Origin of the sequence: Pseudomonas sp. Irchel 3H9 (assembly GCF_900187495.1) — a bacterium.
Classification (GTDB): Bacteria; Pseudomonadota; Gammaproteobacteria; order Pseudomonadales; family Pseudomonadaceae; genus Aquipseudomonas; species Aquipseudomonas sivasensis.
Genome location: NZ_FYDK01000005.1, coordinates 347813 through 363255 on the forward strand (window position 1 = coordinate 347813; position 15443 = coordinate 363255).

The window sequence follows — 15443 nt, forward strand, 5'->3', positions numbered from 1 at the left end:
TTAATGACCCGTCGACTGATCAACGAGCCATGATCGTCAAAGGTTCGACGATGCTTGTTTATTTGGCACTCAGCGCCAGTTTGGCAACTTGTGGCGCCGGCTGGTAGCCCGGAATAACCTGGCCGTCAGCCAAAACGATAGCCGGTGTACCGTTCACGCCAATGGACTGGCCCAATGCGAACTGCTTGGAGACCGGATTGGCGCACTTGGCGGCCTTGATTTCCTTGCCGTCGACCATCTTGTCCATGGCCGCTTTCTTATCGGCCGAGCACCAGACCGCCTGCAATTGTTCGTCACCCGGCGAACCCAGGCCCTGACGCGGAAACGCTACGTAGCGCACTTCCACACCCAGCTTGTTCAACGCAGGCACTTCGGCGTGCAGCTTATGGCAGTACGGACAGGTGGTGTCCGTAAACACGGTAATGTGAGTCTTGGTCTCGCCGATGGCCGGGTACACCACAGTTTCGGCCACCGGAATGCCATTGATCAATTTGGACACGCCCAGACGCTCGGCTTTCTCAGTCAGGTTGACCGGCTTGCCGTCTTTCAACTGGAACAGGTAACCCTGGACGATGTACTGGCCATCGGCACTGGCGTACAACACGCGGCTACCCTTGAGCTTGACTTCATACAGGCCGGCCATCGGGCTGGCGCTGATGCTTTCGATCGGGGTATCAAGTTGCAGGTTGGCCAGGCTCTTGCGGATGGTCTGCTCGGCAGCATCATCGGCGACGGCAAAGGTGGAAACCAACGCAATGGCTGCGGCGGCAATAATCTGGGTCAAGCGCATGGGAACTCCTGAAGGCAGATGTAGGGACGGGAAGGAACACCGCTGTCTCTGTAGACACGGGTCGGGACCGTCACCTTTGCTAACCGACAAAGCCTACCACAGTTGGGCCGCAGGGCAGCCCGCGGCGGGATAAATTGGCGGTTTTCAGCCTCGCGGGTGGTGCTTGGCGTGCATATCCTGCAATCGCGCACGCGCCACATGGGTGTAGATCTGGGTGGTGGATAAGTCGCTGTGCCCGAGCAGCATTTGCACCACGCGTAAATCCGCACCGTGGTTGAGCAAATGGGTGGCAAATGCATGGCGTAGCGTGTGGGGAGACAGGCTCTTGCCAATTCCGGCGACCTTGGCCTGGTGCTTGATGCGATGCCAGAAAGTCTGGCGGGTCATTTGCTCACCGCGCAGGCTGGGAAACAGCACATCGCTGGGGCGCCCACCGAGCAATTCGCCACGGGCATCGCGCATATAACGCTCGACCCACACAATCGCCTCCTCTCCCATCGGCACCAGCCGCTCCTTACTGCCCTTGCCCATCACACGCAGCACGCCCTGACGCAGGTTAACCTGCTCCAGGGTCAGGCTGATCAGCTCGGTAACCCGCAGCCCGCATGCGTACAACACTTCGAGCATCGCGCGGTCACGCTGGCCGATGGCTTCGCTCAGGTCAGGGGCGGCGAGCAAGGCGTCGACGTCGGCTTCCGATAGGGATTTGGGCAATGGCCTGCCCAGTTGCGGCATGTCGACCTGCAAGGTCGGGTCCAGGGCAATCAGCTTTTCTCGCAGCAGATAGCGATAAAAGCCACGTACACCAGATAGAAAACGTGCAGTGGAGCGCGGCTTGTAATTCTGATCCAGGCGCCAGGCCAAGTGATCGAGGATCAGCTCACGGCCAGCGCTGACCAGCTCAAGGTTATTCTCCTGCAGCCAGCCGTTGAACAGCGCCAGGTCACTGCGGTAAGCCTGGCGAGTGTTGTCCGAAAGGCCTTTTTCCAGCCAGAGGGCGTCGAGGAAGCGGTCGATCAGGGGGTGGTCGATAGCAGGCATGAGGGCTCGAAGCAGAAAAGAATAGGGGGATGCTACCGCATGTAGAAGTCGGCTTGCCGGCTCCTACAAAAGGATGTTTCAGTTTGCAAATCCCGGCAGCACAGGTACTGGGCGCTTGTCCGCATCAATCGCGACAAAGCTGAACACGCCCTGGATCGCCTTTTCACGTCCATCGGCACTCATGCTCTCGACGAACACTTCAACCTCAACCTTGAGACTGGTGTTGCCGACCTTGATCACACGGCCGATCAGCTCAACGATGGAACCCGCCGGGATCGCATGATTGAAGTCGATGCGGTCGGTAGAAACCGTCACCAACGGCAAACGGCAAAAACGCGTGGCAGTGATGAACGATACTTCATCCATCCAGGCCAGTGCAGTGCCGCCGAACAAGGTGTTGTGGTGGTTGGTCGTCGGCGGGAATACAGCCTTGGTCACATGGGTGACAGAGAGGTCAGTACGGCGCTGAATTTCTTCGAGGCGAGTAGTCATGGGCAAATACCGGAAAATGGACAAATTTCAGGCACAAAAAAGCAGCCCGTAGGCTGCTTTTTTCTGCATCGGAAAGCTGGACTTAAGCCAGTTTTTCCTTGATGCGAGCTGCTTTACCGGACAGGTCACGCAGGTAGTACAGCTTGGCTTTACGTACGTCACCGCGACGCTTAACGGCCATGCTGTCGATTTGCGGGCTGTAGGTCTGGAAAGTACGCTCTACGCCAACACCGTTGGAGATTTTACGAACAGTGAAAGCACTGTTCACACCACGGTTACGCTTGGCGATTACCACGCCTTCGAACGCTTGCAGACGCGAACGGTCGCCTTCCTTCACTTTCACCTGAACGACAATAGTGTCGCCCGGGGCAAAGGTAGGGATCTCTTTGGTCATCTGCTCTGCTTCGAGTGCAAGGATGATTTTGTTAGTCATGCTGTGCTCCTAAGGTAAGTCAATGGACCTACCATCGATACGTTGTTAACTATCGTCCCGCGCGAGGATGTATTCCTCGAGCAGCTTCTTCTCTTCTCCAGAAAGCGAGCGGCTTTCCAGAAGATCGGCGCGTCGTTCATAGGTCCGACCAAGGGACTGCTGTAAACGCCAACGCCGGATGTGTGCGTGATTGCCACTTAGCAATACGTCGGGAACACGCTGATCCGCATACACCTCCGGACGGGTGTAGTGCGGGCAATCCAGCAAACCATCCGTGAAGGAATCTTCCTCCGCGGAGTCCGCATGCCCTAAAGCTCCAGGCAGCAGTCGTGTAACCGCATCTATCAGGACCATCGCCGGCAGCTCGCCGCCAGACAGGACATAGTCCCCAATCGACCACTCTTCATCGACATGAGCCTCAATAAAGCGCTCGTCAATGCCTTCATAGCGACCGGCAATCAGGATTAATGCTTCCTCATTCGCCAGTTCGCGTACCGCCGCCTGTTTCAGCTGACGGCCTTGAGGGGACAGGTAAATTACCTTCGCCTTCTCCCCAGCAGCTGCCTTGGCCTGAACCAACGCGTCTTCCAGGGGCTTGATCTTCATCACCATGCCCGGGCCACCGCCAAATGGGCGATCGTCCACAGTGTGATGTCGATCCGTCGTGTAGTCTCGCGGGTTCCAACAGGTGAGCTGCAACAGCCCCTGTTTCACCGCCCGACTGGTGATGCCGTACTCGCTGATGGCGGAAAACATCTCGGGAAACAAACTGATCACTTCAATGCGCAAATTAGCCACGCTTAGAAGTCCGCGTCCCATTCCACCTTCATCTCGCCCGCTGCCAGGTCAACAGCCAACACGCATTGCTCCGTATAGGGCAACAAGCGTTCGCGATCATCCAGGCTGCCAGCACAAGGCTTGACCACCATTACATCATTGGCGCCGGTTTCCAGAAGATGATCGATTTTCCCGAACAATTGCCCGAGTTGATCAATAACCTTCAGACCTTCCAGCTGGTACCAGTAGTACTCGCCGTCGGTCAATTCAGGGAACAGGTTGCGCGGCACGCAGATCTCATAACCAGCCAGAAGACGAGCTTCTTCACGATCATCAAGACCCTTGAGCTTCGCGACCAGGAACTTATCGCTCCCACGCCCACTGACCAGCTCGACCTGTTTCACACTACCTTCGCGCTTGAGCGTCCAGGTTTTGTACTGCAACAGGTTTTCTGTCGGATCAGTAAAGGAATACACCTTCACTTCGCCGCGAACGCCATGAACAGAATAAATCTTGCCGATAACGATCAAATCATCAGCAACAGTTGGCGTCGCGTTCATATTGCTCAGGCTGCGGCCTTAGCCGAGTCCTTCAACAGTTTTGCAACGCGCTCGGATGGCTGTGCGCCAACGCTCAGCCAGTAGGCTACGCGCTCTTGGTTCACGGACAGACGAACTTCTTGACCACGAGCAACAGGGTTGAAGAAACCAACCTGTTCTTTGTGCGAACCGTCGCGCGGGTTGCGGCTGTCGGTTACGGTCAAGTGGTAAAACGGGCGCTTTTTGGAGCCGCCGAGGGCAAGACGGATTGTTAGCATGTGAAGATCGTTCCTGTAGTCGGTGCTGCAAATCTAAATGCACAGCGGGCATAGGTGCCCGAAAGGCCGCATATTCTAAGGAATATCCGGACTTTTGCAAATGTCTTTTTCTGGCGCCTATCAGCGTGCCATTCAGATCTGCTATAGAGCCGTCGTTTAAAACGGCAGGTCAGCCCCCGCCAACGGCGGGTTTGCTGGAGATCCCACATCCCTGTGGGTCGGAGCGCAAGCGAACTTGCGCTCGAATTCTTTACATTTTCGGCATGCCGCCGCCGGGCAACATACCGCCCATGCCGCGCATCATCTTGGCCATTCCGCCTTTGGCGGAGAATTTCTTCATCATCTTCTGCATCTGCTTGTGCTGCTTGATCAAGCGACCGATGTCCTGCACCTGGGTGCCGGAACCCATGGCGATCCGACGCTTGCGCGAACCGCTGATCAGCTCAGGGTCGCGGCGCTCGGCCGGGGTCATGGAGTTGATGATGGCTTCCATCTGCTTGAACTGCTTCTCTGCCGCGCCTTGGGCATTGCCCATTTGCGCCAGGTTCACACCGCCGATGTTCGGCAGCTTGTCCATCAGGCCGCCGAGGCCGCCCATGTTCTTCATTTGTTGCAGTTGGTCGCGGAAGTCTTCGAGGTCGAAGCCCTTGCCCTTCTTCAGCTTCTTGGCCAGTTTATCGGCCTTGTCCTTGTCGAGGGTGGCTTCGGCCTGTTCGATCAGGCTGAGCACATCGCCCATGCCGAGGATACGCGAGGCGATACGCTCAGGGTGGAACGGTTCGAGCGCTTCGCTCTTCTCACCCATACCGATGAACTTGATCGGCTTGCCGGTAATGGCGCGTACCGACAGCGCAGCACCGCCACGGGCGTCGCCATCGACCTTGGTCAGGATCACGCCGGTCAGCGGCAGCGCCTCACCGAAAGCCTTGGCGGTGTTAGCCGCATCCTGGCCGGTCATGGCGTCGACCACGAACAGTGTCTCGACCGGATTGATCGCGGCATGCAGCGCCTTGATCTCGCCCATCATCTCTTCATCAATGTGCAGGCGACCGGCGGTATCGACGATCACGACATCAATGAACTTGAGCTTGGCCTCTTTAATAGCTGCGTTGGCAATGTCGACCGGCTTCTGGCTCAGATCGGACGGGAAGAAGGTTACGCCCACTTCGCCCGCCAGCATTTCCAACTGTTTGATGGCCGCCGGACGGTACACGTCGGCCGACACAACCATTACCGACTTCTTCTTGCGCTCTTTAAGGAAGCGCGCCAGCTTGCCGGCGGTGGTGGTTTTACCCGCACCTTGCAGACCGGCCATCAGCACGACGGCCGGTGGCACGGCGCTGAGGTTCAAATCTTCGTTGGCGGCGCCCATCAGGCTTTCGAGTTCGGCCTGGACGATCTTCACAAAGGCCTGGCCCGGGGTCAGGCTGCGGGACACTTCAGTGCCGACCGCACGCTCCTTGACCGAGTTGACGAAGTCCTTGACCACAGGCAAGGCCACGTCGGCTTCCAGCAACGCCATGCGTACTTCACGCAGGGTGTCTTTAATATTGTCCTCGGTCAGCTTGGCCTTGCCGGTTACGTGGCGCAGCGTCTGCGAGAGACGGTCAGTCAGGTTTTCAAACATGCGCGATCCTTTCAGGCCCTATTCATCGAAATGCATTGTAGACCGAGGTAATGGCGGCCCAGGCTGTGGTAAATCGCTATTAAAAACAGCGCTCGGCGAGCCTGCGGCGTGGGCAGGTCGCGGATTATAGCGAAGACTGCGCCCATGCACACCCGCTGTCTGGTCCGGGAGTCTTTCGTGGAACGCAGGTGTATGCCAAACTCAGCGCCTTTCGGGCTTGTCTATCAGGATTTATGGTCCCCTTGTCACCCAGTTTGCTACCCAGTCTCGCCGCCGCCTTCTTATATGCCGCTGCGACCTTCTATCAGGGCACTCGTCTTGCCCAAGGCACCAAGGCGGACAAACGCCTGCTGGTCGGCCTGGGTGTACTCGCCCTGCTGGCTCACGCCGCGAGCCTGTTCACCCACCTGATGACGCCGGTCGGCCTGGGCCTGGACTTTTTCAGTGCCGCCAGCCTGATCGCTGCAGCGGTCATCGCGCTGACGCTGCTGGCCTGCTACCGGATCCCCGTTGAGAACCTACTGGTCCTGCTCTTCCCCCTGGGCGTACTGACGGTGCTACTGGCGCAGTTCGCGCCCACCGGCACGGTGCAGGTGATTGACGAAGAACCCGGCATCCTCGCCCATATTCTGTTGTCGATACTGGCCTACGGCATGTTCACCATCGCGGTGTTCCAGGCCCTGCTCCTGCTCCTGCAGGATCACCAGCTCAAGCACAAGCACCCCTCCGGCCTGATCAAGAACTTCCCTCCGCTGCAAACCATGGAAAGCCTGCTATTCGGTTTCCTATGGGCCGGCTGGACGCTGCTCTCGCTGTCGCTTATCTCCGGCTGGTTGTTCGTCGAGAACCTGTTTGCCCAGCACCTAGTGCACAAGACCCTGCTGGCGTGCCTGGCCTGGGTGGTGTTCAGCGTGTTGCTGTGGGGCCGCAATCGCCTCGGCTGGCGCGGGCACAAGGCGATCCGCTGGACCCTGGCCGGTTTCTGCCTGCTGATGCTGGCCTATTTCGGCAGCAAGCTGGTTCGCGAATACATCCTGCATATTTGACGGGCAGCAATCATGGACAACTTGCCCCTTGGGCCGATGCTCGCGGTAATCGCCTTGCTGGTGTTATGGGCGGCGCTGTTTACCGCCATCGAAGCCGCACAACAACACCTGCTGGCCCTGCGCCCCGGTACACGTCAGGGCGACAAGGCTGCCGCCCGCCTGAGTTTCCCGCGCCACAGCCTGATCCTGTGCAACAGCCTGTGCCGTGCGGCCGTGGTAATCCTCTGCACCCTGCTGGCGATTTATGCCTGGGCACAGAACGGCCCGTGGCTCGGCTGGCTGATCTCCTGCGCTGTTCTACTGATCCTGGCCGACTACCTGCCACGCGCCCTGGCAACCCGCCATCCGCAAGCGGTGCTGGGCTTCGGCAACACGCTGCTGGGCGTGCCATTGAAAATCCTCTATCCCGCCGCCTGGCTGCTCAATGGCATCAGCCTGTTGCTGCTACGCCCGTTTGCCCGAAAGCCCGGCGTGGTGAAAAACAGCGACGAGCCACAGCCCGACCACGACGATGAGCCGCAGCCCGAGGCCGACGACAGCCGCACCCCTGGTATGCCGGGCATCCACGCCTTGGACAACATCACCGTCAATGACATCCTGGTACCCCGCAGCGAAGTGGACGGTATCAACCTGGATGACTCGATTGAAGAAATCATCGAACAACTGCGCACCTCCCCGCGCACTCGCCTGCCGGTGTTCCACAGTGATATCAACCATGTCGAAGCCGTACTGAACACCCGGCTGATCCAGCATCTGCTGCCGGACGCCAGCCTGACCAAGGAAGCTTTGCTCGAGGCCTCCTACGAACCCTACTTCGTACCGGAAAGCACGCCCCTCCAGCTGCAACTGCTGAACTTCCACAAACAGCAGCGGCGCCTGGGCATGGTGGTGGATGAATATGGCGAAGTGCTGGGCATCGTTACCCTGGAAGACATCCTCGAAGAAATCGTCGGAGAGTTCGAAAGTGAACAGGGTACGGACAACCCGCATATCGAAGCGCAGCCCGATGGCCGCTACATCATTGATGGCGCCGCTTCGATCCGCGAACTGAACAAGAGCCTGGGATGGCACCTGCCAAGCGACGGCCCCAAGACGCTCAACGGCCTGGTGACCGAAGCCCTGGAGACCATTCCGGATTGCGCGGTGTGCCTGAAGATCGGCCGCTACCGCCTGGAAATCCTCGAAACCGAGGACAACCGGGTGAGCAAGGTACTGATCTGGCACACCAGTCGAGTGCCGGTGGCCGTTTAATCCGCTTGTTCGATGCGCAACCCCCTTCCTATAATCGGGTCGGCTTACCCAAGCCCCGCCCGACCGTGTGCTATCCGCACTGAGCGCGTCCAGGCACCGCAGCATCCTGTCTGACCGGTGTACGCTCCCATCCCGAGCCGCCCCGCGCACAACCCTGATCCAGGGGTGTTCGACCAATAATAATCCGCGTCCAAACGCGCAATGACTGTCAGGGATAACTCAATGAGCACCACCTATAACGAGGCTGCGACCGCCGCCCCGACCAACTCGACTGCACGAGTCGCCACCGCGAGCATCGTCGGTACCGCCATCGAGTTCTACGACTTCTATATTTACGCCACCGCCGCTGCCCTGGTGATCGGCCCGGTATTCTTCCCGCAAACCTCCGGCACCGCGCAGATGCTGGCGTCATTCCTGACCTTCGGTATCGCCTTTATCGCCCGCCCTCTGGGCTCAGCGCTGTTCGGCCACTTTGGCGACCGTATCGGCCGCAAGTCGACGCTGGTGGCTTCACTGCTGCTGATGGGCGTGTGCACCACGTTGATCGGTTTGCTGCCCGGCTATGACAGCATCGGGGCCTGGGCGCCGATTCTGTTGTGCGTGCTGCGTTTCGGCCAGGGCCTTGGCCTGGGCGGGGAATGGGGCGGCGCGGCGCTGCTGGCTACCGAGAATGCGCCAAAGGGCAAACGCGCCTGGTTCGGCATGTTCCCGCAGCTTGGCCCATCGATCGGCTTCCTGGCCGCAAACGGCTTGTTCCTGATCCTGGCCATGAGCCTCAACGACGAGCAATTCCGTAGCTGGGGCTGGCGCATCCCGTTCATCCTCAGCGCAGCACTGGTAATGGTCGGCCTGTACGCGCGGTTGAAATTGCATGAAACCCCGGTGTTCGCCAACGCCGTGGCCAAGGAAAAACCGGTAAAGGTGCCGCTGGTGGAATTGTTCAGCCAGCATTGGCTGCCGGTGCTGCTGGGCGCCGCATCGATGGTGGTGTGCTATGCGCTGTTCTATATCACCACGGCGTTCTCCCTGAGCTACGGCGTGTCGACCCTGGGCTACAGCCGCGAGACATTCCTTGGCCTGCTGTGCTTCGCGGTGCTGTTCATGGGTTTGGCCACACCGTTGGCTGCCTTGGCCAGTGATCGGTACGGGCGCAAGCCGGTGCTGATCGTCGGCGCAGTCCTGGCGATCCTGTCCGGCTTCACCATGGAGCCACTGCTGACTCACGGCTCGACCTGGGCCGTGGCACTGTTCCTGGCGCTGGAGCTGTTCCTGATGGGTGTGACCTTCGCACCGATGGGCGCCCTGCTGCCAGAGCTATTCCCAACCCGCGTGCGTTATACCGGCGCTTCGGCGGCGTATAACTTGGGTGGAATTGTGGGCGCTTCGGCGGCACCGTTTTTCGCAACCAAGCTGGTGGCGATGGGCGGGCTCAGTTATGTCGGCGGGTATGTGTCGGCGGCAGCGTTGCTCAGCTTGATTGCTGTGCTGTGCCTGAAAGAGACGCGGGATAATGATTTGAACAAGGTTGCCTGATAGACCGCTATCGGCGGCAAGTCGAATCGTCGCACCGCCCCTCCCACATTTTGAGCGCATTTCTACAGATTAAACGCGGTCAAGTGTGTGAGGGGCGGTGCGAAGATTCGATTTGCCCCCGATGCTTTTAGAGCTCTACCACAACCGCCTGGGAAGCACGGGTTGCCTTGGCCCGAGCCGCTTCAATCGACTCATCCCGCGCCAACGCCACGCCCATGCGGCGCTGGCCATTCACTTCTGGCTTACCAAACAGACGCAACGCGGTGTCCGGCTCGCTCAGTGCAGCGCCGAGGTTGGCGAATGCGGTCTGGGTCGACTGCCCTTCCACCAGAATCACCGCCGAGGCCGAAGGCCCGAACTGGCGAATCAACGGGATTGGCAAGCCCAGAATGGCGCGCGCGTGCAGGGCAAACTGCGATAGATCCTGGGAAATCAAGGTCACCAGACCCGTGTCGTGCGGACGCGGCGACACTTCGCTGAACCACACCTGATCGCCCTTAATGAACAGCTCCACGCCAAACAGACCACGGCCACCCAAGGCTTCGGTCACGGCTTTGGCAACGCGCTCGGATTCCGCCAGGGCAACCGGGCTCATGGCCTGTGGCTGCCAGGATTCCTGATAGTCGCCCTTCTCCTGACGGTGGCCGACTGGCGCGCAGAAGGTGGTGCCGCCGATATGGCGCACGGTCAGCAAGGTGATTTCGTAGTCGAAGTCGATAAAACCTTCGATGATCACGCGGCCTTTGCCGGCCCGCCCGCCTTCCTGGGCGTAATCCCAGGCCTTCTGCACATCGTCAGCGCTGCGCAGCAAGCTCTGGCCTTTGCCCGACGAGCTCATCACTGGCTTGACCACGCACGGGAAGCCCAGATCCTGGACAGCCTTGCTGTAGTCTTCAAAGGTGTCGGCAAAATGGTACGGCGACGTCGGCAGGTCCAGTTCTTCGGCGGCCAGGCGACGGATGCCTTCGCGGTTCATGGTCAGCGACGTGGCGCGCGCGGTCGGGATCACGGTGAAGCCTTCGGCTTCCAGCTCCACCAGGGTAGCGGTGGCGATGGCTTCGATTTCCGGCACGATGAAGTGCGGTTTTTCCGCTTCGATCACCGCACGCAGGGCGGCGCCGTCGAGCATGTTGATCACATGGCTACGGTGGGCAACCTGCATGGCCGGCGCATTGGCGTAGCGATCCACGGCAATCACTTCAACGCCCAGGCGTTGCAGTTCGATCACCACTTCCTTGCCCAGCTCACCGCAGCCACACAGCAAAACGCGGGTCGCGGTTGGCGACAATGGAGTTCCGATTCGGGTCATCTCAGGTCCTCAGGGGAGCGGATCATGGGGAGAAAGGCCGGCATTTTACATGAACTGTAAAAATTGGCCTCAGTTGGCGACGGCCCGCTTGCGGATACGCCAGGCCATGATCAGCCACACCACCGTGACCCCGGCGAATTTCGATGCCAAGGCCGTACCCACCACCGCTGGCGTCAGCGCGCCGATCAGGCCGAAGAAGATAAACGTGTCGAGGGGAATGCTCAGCGCCGAACTTATCCACAGGCGATCGTGGAGCGGGCGCTTGGTGATGCTGAACACCAGCCAGTCGATGCATTCGGACACCGCGAATGCCGTGGCACTGGCCAGGGCAATGGCAGGGTCGGAAGTGACATAGGACAGTACCAGCGCCGCCAACATGGCGATGATCGCACCGTGGCCGAAGCGGGTTTGCACCATGTCGCGCAGAATAAATACCAGGCCACCCCAGGCGGACCAGATCACGTCAAGGTGCGGGGCGGTGGAGAAAGCGAAGTTGATCAGCACGACGCTGCTGATGTAGGCGATCAGGAAGAGCATGGGGCGAGAGACCTGTGAACAAGGGGCACAGGGTACTTCACATTTTGAAATATGTCGTCTGGGAGGGCCTCATCGGGGGCAAGCCCCCTCCCACATTTTGACCGTATTCCTACAGATTAAACGCGGTTAAGTGTGGGAGGGGGCTTGCCCCTGATGGCGATCTATCAGGCGCCGGATTTACCAGAAGCCATAAACACCAGCCCAGCCGCCACCGCTCGCTCGTGGCACAAGCCCAACACCACCCGGCGTTCGGCGTTGTCCATGCGGCTCCAGCGCGTGATTTCATCCACGGTGCGCTGGCAGCCGGTGCAGATGTCGTCATCATCCAGCGCGCAAATGCTCACACACGGCGAGCCAACGGGGCGTTCAATCGGGTTCATTCTTGCTGCTCAGCCAGGTCGCGGGCATAGCGCTGTGAGTTATGCACATAGTGGGCGGCGCTGGCTTCGAGCATGCGCTTCTGGGCGTCGGTCAACTCACGCACCACTTTGCCCGGCGAGCCCATCACCAGCGAACCATCGGGAATTTCCTTGCCTTCGCCAATCAGCGAGTTAGCGCCAATGATGCAGTGCTTGCCGATTTTCGCGCCGTTGAGGATCACTGCATTGATGCCGATCAGACTGTAATCGTCCACGGTGCAGCCGTGCAGCATGGCGTTATGGCCGATGGTCACGCCCGTGCCCAGAGTCAGCGGATAGCCCATATCGGTGTGCATCACGCTGCCGTCCTGCACATTACTGTTCTTGCCGATCAGGATCAGTTCGTTGTCGCCACGCAATACCGCGTTGAACCAGACGTTGGCGCCCTCTTCCAGCTTGACCTTGCCCACCAGCGTGGCGTTCGGCGCCACCCAGCTGTTGGGATGCGTCTCGACGCGGGCGTCGCCCAGGCGGTATTTCATGGTGTGTCCTCACGGCTTGCCATTCAAACGATGGCTTAGATATTGATGAAGCTCTTGGGTGGCTGGTGCAGGCTGATCTGGGCGTCGTCATAGAGCAGGTTGATCAACTCGACGATCATGATCGCCGTCAGCCCCCAAATCTTGTATTCGCCAAACCGATAGCTGGGCACATACCAACTGCGGCCCTGGTAATCGATTCTGTGGGTATGTTCGCGCGGATCCTGTCGGAAAAAGTCCAGAGGTACGCTGAAAACGGCGGCAATCTCTGCATCATTGGCCAGGTATTCGACGTAATCAGGGACCACGCCGACATAAGGTGTGACGCGAATACCATGCAGGGAGATCAGGGGGCTCAACGGGCCGATCACTTCGACCAAGCCAGGCGGCAGGCCGATTTCCTCTTCGGCCTCACGCAGGGCGGTGAAAATCAGGTCCGGGTCTTCGGGGTCGCGACGACCGCCGGGAAACGCCACTTCGCCACCGTGGGTCGACAGGCCGCTGGCGCGTAGGGTCAGGATCAGCTCGGGTTCATCACTGCGGGTAATCGGCACCAGCACCGCAGCCTCGGGGAAACGCCCGTCGGTTTCCAGCGTGTGGGGGGTGTGGTTGCTTACCCGGCGAAGTAGCTCGTCCAGCATGAGTCATCTCGGTCTGTTGGCTACCATGCATCATGCACCAAAGCGTGCGGGCGCCCAACCCCAAAACCCGGCGGGTGTCGCTAAACGACAACTTGCAGGCCCCTGCCCGCCACGCCAAGATAGGCGCACTTTCCAGGAACCCCAGCATGAAATTCTGCAGCCAGTGCGGTAAACCGGTCACCCAACGCATTCCAGAAGGCGACGGGCGCCTGCGTTTTGTGTGTGATCATTGCTCGACCATTCACTATCAGAACCCCAATATCGTCGCCGGGACCGTGCCGGTGTGGGGCGATAAAGTGCTGCTGTGCCGACGCGCCATCGAGCCGCGCCTGGGTTACTGGACCCTGCCCGCGGGCTTTATGGAAAACGGCGAGACCGTCGAGCAGGCCGCCACGCGCGAAACCCAGGAAGAAGCCTGCGCCCGCGTGCGCAACCTGGCGATTTACACCCTGATCGATGTGCCGCACATCAACCAGGTGCATATCTTCTACCGCGCCGAACTGGTCGACCTGGACTTCGCCGCAGGCCCCGAAAGCCTTGAAGTGCAGTTGTTTGACGAAGCCGACATCCCTTGGTCCGAGCTGGCTTTCCGCACGGTGGGACGTACCTTAGAATGCTTTTTCGCTGACCGCAGACTTGAGTCCTACCCGGTGCGCAGCGAGGCTGTGCCGCCGATGGGCAAGCCCGCCCAATAATAATCCGGCATCAAGGGAAATCGTTTTAATGCGTTGGTTGCTTGCTCTGCTCTGCCTGTCGTTCGCTACCCTTTCGCCGGCTTCTACCGTGGAGACCCTGGGCGGCAAAACCGTCGAAAAAGTCCTGGTGCTCAAGTCCGCCCATCAATTGCAACTGATCAACGACGGCAAGCCGATCAAGACTTACCGCATTTCCCTGGGCAAAAACCCCAAGGGCCACAAGCTGATAGAGGGCGACCGCCGCACCCCGGAAGGCCTGTACTGGATCGACTGGCGCAAGACCAGCGACCGCTTCAACCTGGCCATGCACATCTCCTACCCCAATATCAGCGACGCCGCCCGCGCGCGCCGCGAAGGCGTGAAGCCTGGCAGCATGATCATGATCCACGGCACGCCTGACACCGAAGACTACCCCGAACAGTGGTTCCACACCCTGGACTGGACCGACGGCTGCATCGCCATGCGCAACGTCGATATGCGTGAAGTCTGGACCCTGGTCAAAGACGGCACCCTGATCGAAATTCGGCCGTAATCGTCGACCGTTCGTAAAATAATTCGAAAAATTTTCCCGCCTTCAACAGCGCCCGCCAGTGAATACCAGTTCACCGCGCGGGCTGCGCCGTTCTGCGCGCCATAAAGACCTCTCTAATACCACTTAAGACCAAGCCCCGTTATAGGGCCATAAAAACCGGATTTGCACCGTTTTCGCTGCATTGACATGGTATTTAAGTGGTATTAATTTCCGGCCAATACCGGGCGACAACACTCCAATAACGCATCGGAAACCTGACAGATGAATCCCATCCTGGCCCTGCGCCCTGACGACAAACAATCCACGCCGCTTTACCTGCAATTGGCCCGCAAGCTGGAAGCGGCTATCCATGCCGGCGAGTGGAAATCCGAACAGGCATTGCCGTCTGAACGCGTCCTCAGCGAGCAACTGAGCATCTCGCGAGTCACCGCCCGCAAGGCGCTGGAAGTGTTGTTTGCCCAAGGCCTGATCCGCCGCAGCCAGGGCTCCGGTACCTTTATCACGCCTCGCCTGGAACAGCCGCTCTCACGCCTGTCGGGTTTCAGCGAGATGTTGCGCCTCAAGGGCTTTGTGCCCAGTTCCCAATGGCTGGAGCGTGACATCACCCCGCCGACCCATGAAGAGCTGATCCGCCTGGCCCTGTCGCCCACCGACAAAGTGGCGCGCCTCAAGCGTTTGCGTAAGGCCGACGACACCGTCATGGCCATTGAGATGACCACCATGCCTGCCTCGGTGCTGCCGCAACCGCAAGCCATCGGCAGCTCGCTGTACGAGTACCTGGAAAGTATCGGCAAGCCCATCGTCCGTGCCCTGCAGCATATCCAGGCGGTCAACGCCTCGGACGAGTTCGCCGCCCTGGTGGGCATCGCCCCCGGCACCGCCATGCTGCTCATGACCCGCGTGGGCTACACCGCCGACAACACGCCGATTGAAATCACCGACACCTACTGCCGCAACGACTACTACGACTTTGTCGCAGAGCTGCGTCGATATGACTTTGCCGCCGAGTAGCGGCCTTAGAGAA

The 15443-nt window shown here is 59.5% G+C and carries 19 protein-coding genes; 6 read left to right on the top strand and 13 right to left on the bottom strand.

The window, feature by feature from the left end:
- Positions 1-58 precede the first annotated feature (58 nt).
- The 8 genes from CKW32_RS20285 to ffh all read right to left on the bottom strand — a co-directional run bounded on the left by CKW32_RS20285 (position 59) and on the right by ffh (position 5977).
- The gene (locus CKW32_RS20285; RefSeq protein ID WP_003175893.1) at positions 59-790 is read right to left on the bottom strand and encodes a thioredoxin fold domain-containing protein; all 732 of its coding nucleotides are present in this window, start codon (positions 788-790) and stop codon (positions 59-61) included.
- Between the two features lie 144 nt (positions 791-934).
- Positions 935-1831, bottom strand: a complete 897-nt coding sequence (gene xerD / locus CKW32_RS20290; protein ID WP_032890789.1) for a site-specific tyrosine recombinase XerD — start codon at positions 1829-1831, stop codon at positions 935-937.
- Positions 1832-1909: 78 nt separating this feature from the next.
- Positions 1910-2323, bottom strand: coding sequence for an acyl-CoA thioesterase (locus CKW32_RS20295; RefSeq protein ID WP_032890787.1), 414 nt, complete (start codon positions 2321-2323; stop codon positions 1910-1912).
- An 82-nt stretch (positions 2324-2405) separates the two neighbouring features.
- On the bottom strand, positions 2406-2756 hold the full coding sequence (gene rplS, locus CKW32_RS20300) for a 50S ribosomal protein L19 (RefSeq protein ID WP_003175895.1): 351 nt from the start codon (positions 2754-2756) through the stop codon (positions 2406-2408).
- Positions 2757-2801: 45 nt separating this feature from the next.
- A complete protein-coding gene (gene trmD / locus CKW32_RS20305) occupies positions 2802-3575 on the bottom strand; it encodes a tRNA (guanosine(37)-N1)-methyltransferase TrmD (protein ID WP_024077235.1) in 774 nt (257 codons plus the stop codon).
- Positions 3557-4093, bottom strand: coding sequence for a ribosome maturation factor RimM (rimM, locus tag CKW32_RS20310; protein ID WP_027605457.1), 537 nt, complete (start codon positions 4091-4093; stop codon positions 3557-3559). Before rimM ends, trmD begins: the two co-directional genes overlap by 19 nt.
- 5 nt (positions 4094-4098) lie before the next feature.
- A complete protein-coding gene (rpsP, locus tag CKW32_RS20315) occupies positions 4099-4350 on the bottom strand; it encodes a 30S ribosomal protein S16 (RefSeq protein WP_003175899.1) in 252 nt (83 codons plus the stop codon).
- A gap of 250 nt (positions 4351-4600) precedes the next feature.
- On the bottom strand, positions 4601-5977 hold the full coding sequence (gene ffh / locus CKW32_RS20320) for a signal recognition particle protein (RefSeq protein ID WP_095185801.1): 1377 nt from the start codon (positions 5975-5977) through the stop codon (positions 4601-4603).
- A gap of 233 nt (positions 5978-6210) precedes the next feature.
- Here ffh and CKW32_RS20325 point away from each other — a divergent pair, with 233 nt between their 5' ends.
- From CKW32_RS20325 to CKW32_RS20335, 3 genes are all read left to right on the top strand, one after another.
- A complete protein-coding gene (locus tag CKW32_RS20325; RefSeq protein WP_095185802.1) occupies positions 6211-7023 on the top strand; it encodes a cytochrome c biogenesis protein CcsA in 813 nt (270 codons plus the stop codon).
- Between the two features lie 12 nt (positions 7024-7035).
- Positions 7036-8274: a transporter associated domain-containing protein gene (locus CKW32_RS20330; protein WP_095185803.1), complete on the top strand. Its 1239-nt coding sequence runs from the start codon at positions 7036-7038 to the stop codon at positions 8272-8274.
- A gap of 222 nt (positions 8275-8496) precedes the next feature.
- Positions 8497-9807, top strand: a complete 1311-nt coding sequence (locus tag CKW32_RS20335) for an MFS transporter (RefSeq protein WP_032890781.1) — start codon at positions 8497-8499, stop codon at positions 9805-9807.
- A 127-nt stretch (positions 9808-9934) separates the two neighbouring features.
- Here the strand turns inward: CKW32_RS20335 and purT are convergent, their stop codons facing one another.
- The 5 genes from purT to CKW32_RS20360 form a co-directional block, all read right to left on the bottom strand.
- The gene (gene purT, locus CKW32_RS20340; RefSeq protein WP_003193969.1) at positions 9935-11116 is read right to left on the bottom strand and encodes a formate-dependent phosphoribosylglycinamide formyltransferase; all 1182 of its coding nucleotides are present in this window, start codon (positions 11114-11116) and stop codon (positions 9935-9937) included.
- Positions 11117-11185: 69 nt separating this feature from the next.
- Entirely contained in the window at positions 11186-11653 is a 468-nt protein-coding gene (locus CKW32_RS20345) for a VUT family protein (RefSeq protein WP_032890779.1), read from the bottom strand.
- Between the two features lie 164 nt (positions 11654-11817).
- Positions 11818-12033 (bottom strand): DUF1289 domain-containing protein, encoded by a 216-nt coding sequence (locus tag CKW32_RS20350; RefSeq protein ID WP_032890777.1) that lies wholly within the window; start codon positions 12031-12033, stop codon positions 11818-11820.
- A complete protein-coding gene (locus CKW32_RS20355; RefSeq protein ID WP_032890775.1) occupies positions 12030-12554 on the bottom strand; it encodes a gamma carbonic anhydrase family protein in 525 nt (174 codons plus the stop codon). Before CKW32_RS20355 ends, CKW32_RS20350 begins: the two co-directional genes overlap by 4 nt.
- Positions 12555-12589: 35 nt before the next feature.
- Positions 12590-13192, bottom strand: coding sequence for a CoA pyrophosphatase (locus CKW32_RS20360; protein WP_032890773.1), 603 nt, complete (start codon positions 13190-13192; stop codon positions 12590-12592).
- A 146-nt stretch (positions 13193-13338) separates the two neighbouring features.
- Between CKW32_RS20360 and CKW32_RS20365 the strand changes: the two genes are divergently transcribed.
- The 3 genes from CKW32_RS20365 to CKW32_RS20375 all read left to right on the top strand — a co-directional run bounded on the left by CKW32_RS20365 (position 13339) and on the right by CKW32_RS20375 (position 15430).
- Complete coding sequence (locus tag CKW32_RS20365) at positions 13339-13887, top strand: NUDIX hydrolase (RefSeq protein ID WP_032890771.1); 549 nt, start codon at positions 13339-13341, stop codon at positions 13885-13887.
- Between the two features lie 28 nt (positions 13888-13915).
- Positions 13916-14419 (top strand): murein L,D-transpeptidase family protein, encoded by a 504-nt coding sequence (locus tag CKW32_RS20370; RefSeq protein WP_095185804.1) that lies wholly within the window; start codon positions 13916-13918, stop codon positions 14417-14419.
- A gap of 261 nt (positions 14420-14680) precedes the next feature.
- Positions 14681-15430: a GntR family transcriptional regulator gene (locus CKW32_RS20375; protein WP_032890767.1), complete on the top strand. Its 750-nt coding sequence runs from the start codon at positions 14681-14683 to the stop codon at positions 15428-15430.
- Positions 15431-15443: the final 13 nt, after the last annotated feature.

Excerpts from the sequence above, each read along its gene's own strand:
- rimM (WP_027605457.1), bottom strand. The coding sequence starts at position 4,093 with ATGAACGCGACGCCAACTGTTGCTGATGATTTGATCGTTATCGGCAAG.
- rpsP (WP_003175899.1), bottom strand. The coding sequence starts at position 4,350 with ATGCTAACAATCCGTCTTGCCCTCGGCGGCTCCAAAAAGCGCCCGTTT.
- rplS (WP_003175895.1), bottom strand. The coding sequence starts at position 2,756 with ATGACTAACAAAATCATCCTTGCACTCGAAGCAGAGCAGATGACCAAA.
- CKW32_RS20325 (WP_095185802.1), top strand. The coding sequence starts at position 6,211 with ATGGTCCCCTTGTCACCCAGTTTGCTACCCAGTCTCGCCGCCGCCTTC.
- CKW32_RS20370 (WP_095185804.1), top strand. The coding sequence starts at position 13,916 with ATGCGTTGGTTGCTTGCTCTGCTCTGCCTGTCGTTCGCTACCCTTTCG.
- purT (WP_003193969.1), bottom strand. The coding sequence starts at position 11,116 with ATGACCCGAATCGGAACTCCATTGTCGCCAACCGCGACCCGCGTTTTG.
- CKW32_RS20295 (WP_032890787.1), bottom strand. The coding sequence starts at position 2,323 with ATGACTACTCGCCTCGAAGAAATTCAGCGCCGTACTGACCTCTCTGTC.
- CKW32_RS20365 (WP_032890771.1), top strand. The coding sequence starts at position 13,339 with ATGAAATTCTGCAGCCAGTGCGGTAAACCGGTCACCCAACGCATTCCA.
- CKW32_RS20285 (WP_003175893.1), bottom strand. The coding sequence starts at position 790 with ATGCGCTTGACCCAGATTATTGCCGCCGCAGCCATTGCGTTGGTTTCC.
- ffh (WP_095185801.1), bottom strand. The coding sequence starts at position 5,977 with ATGTTTGAAAACCTGACTGACCGTCTCTCGCAGACGCTGCGCCACGTA.
- CKW32_RS20355 (WP_032890775.1), bottom strand. The coding sequence starts at position 12,554 with ATGAAATACCGCCTGGGCGACGCCCGCGTCGAGACGCATCCCAACAGC.
- CKW32_RS20330 (WP_095185803.1), top strand. The coding sequence starts at position 7,036 with ATGGACAACTTGCCCCTTGGGCCGATGCTCGCGGTAATCGCCTTGCTG.
- trmD (WP_024077235.1), bottom strand. The coding sequence starts at position 3,575 with ATGGGACGCGGACTTCTAAGCGTGGCTAATTTGCGCATTGAAGTGATC.
- CKW32_RS20350 (WP_032890777.1), bottom strand. The coding sequence starts at position 12,033 with ATGAACCCGATTGAACGCCCCGTTGGCTCGCCGTGTGTGAGCATTTGC.
- CKW32_RS20345 (WP_032890779.1), bottom strand. The coding sequence starts at position 11,653 with ATGCTCTTCCTGATCGCCTACATCAGCAGCGTCGTGCTGATCAACTTC.
- CKW32_RS20335 (WP_032890781.1), top strand. The coding sequence starts at position 8,497 with ATGAGCACCACCTATAACGAGGCTGCGACCGCCGCCCCGACCAACTCG.
- CKW32_RS20360 (WP_032890773.1), bottom strand. The coding sequence starts at position 13,192 with ATGCTGGACGAGCTACTTCGCCGGGTAAGCAACCACACCCCCCACACG.
- xerD (WP_032890789.1), bottom strand. The coding sequence starts at position 1,831 with ATGCCTGCTATCGACCACCCCCTGATCGACCGCTTCCTCGACGCCCTC.
- CKW32_RS20375 (WP_032890767.1), top strand. The coding sequence starts at position 14,681 with ATGAATCCCATCCTGGCCCTGCGCCCTGACGACAAACAATCCACGCCG.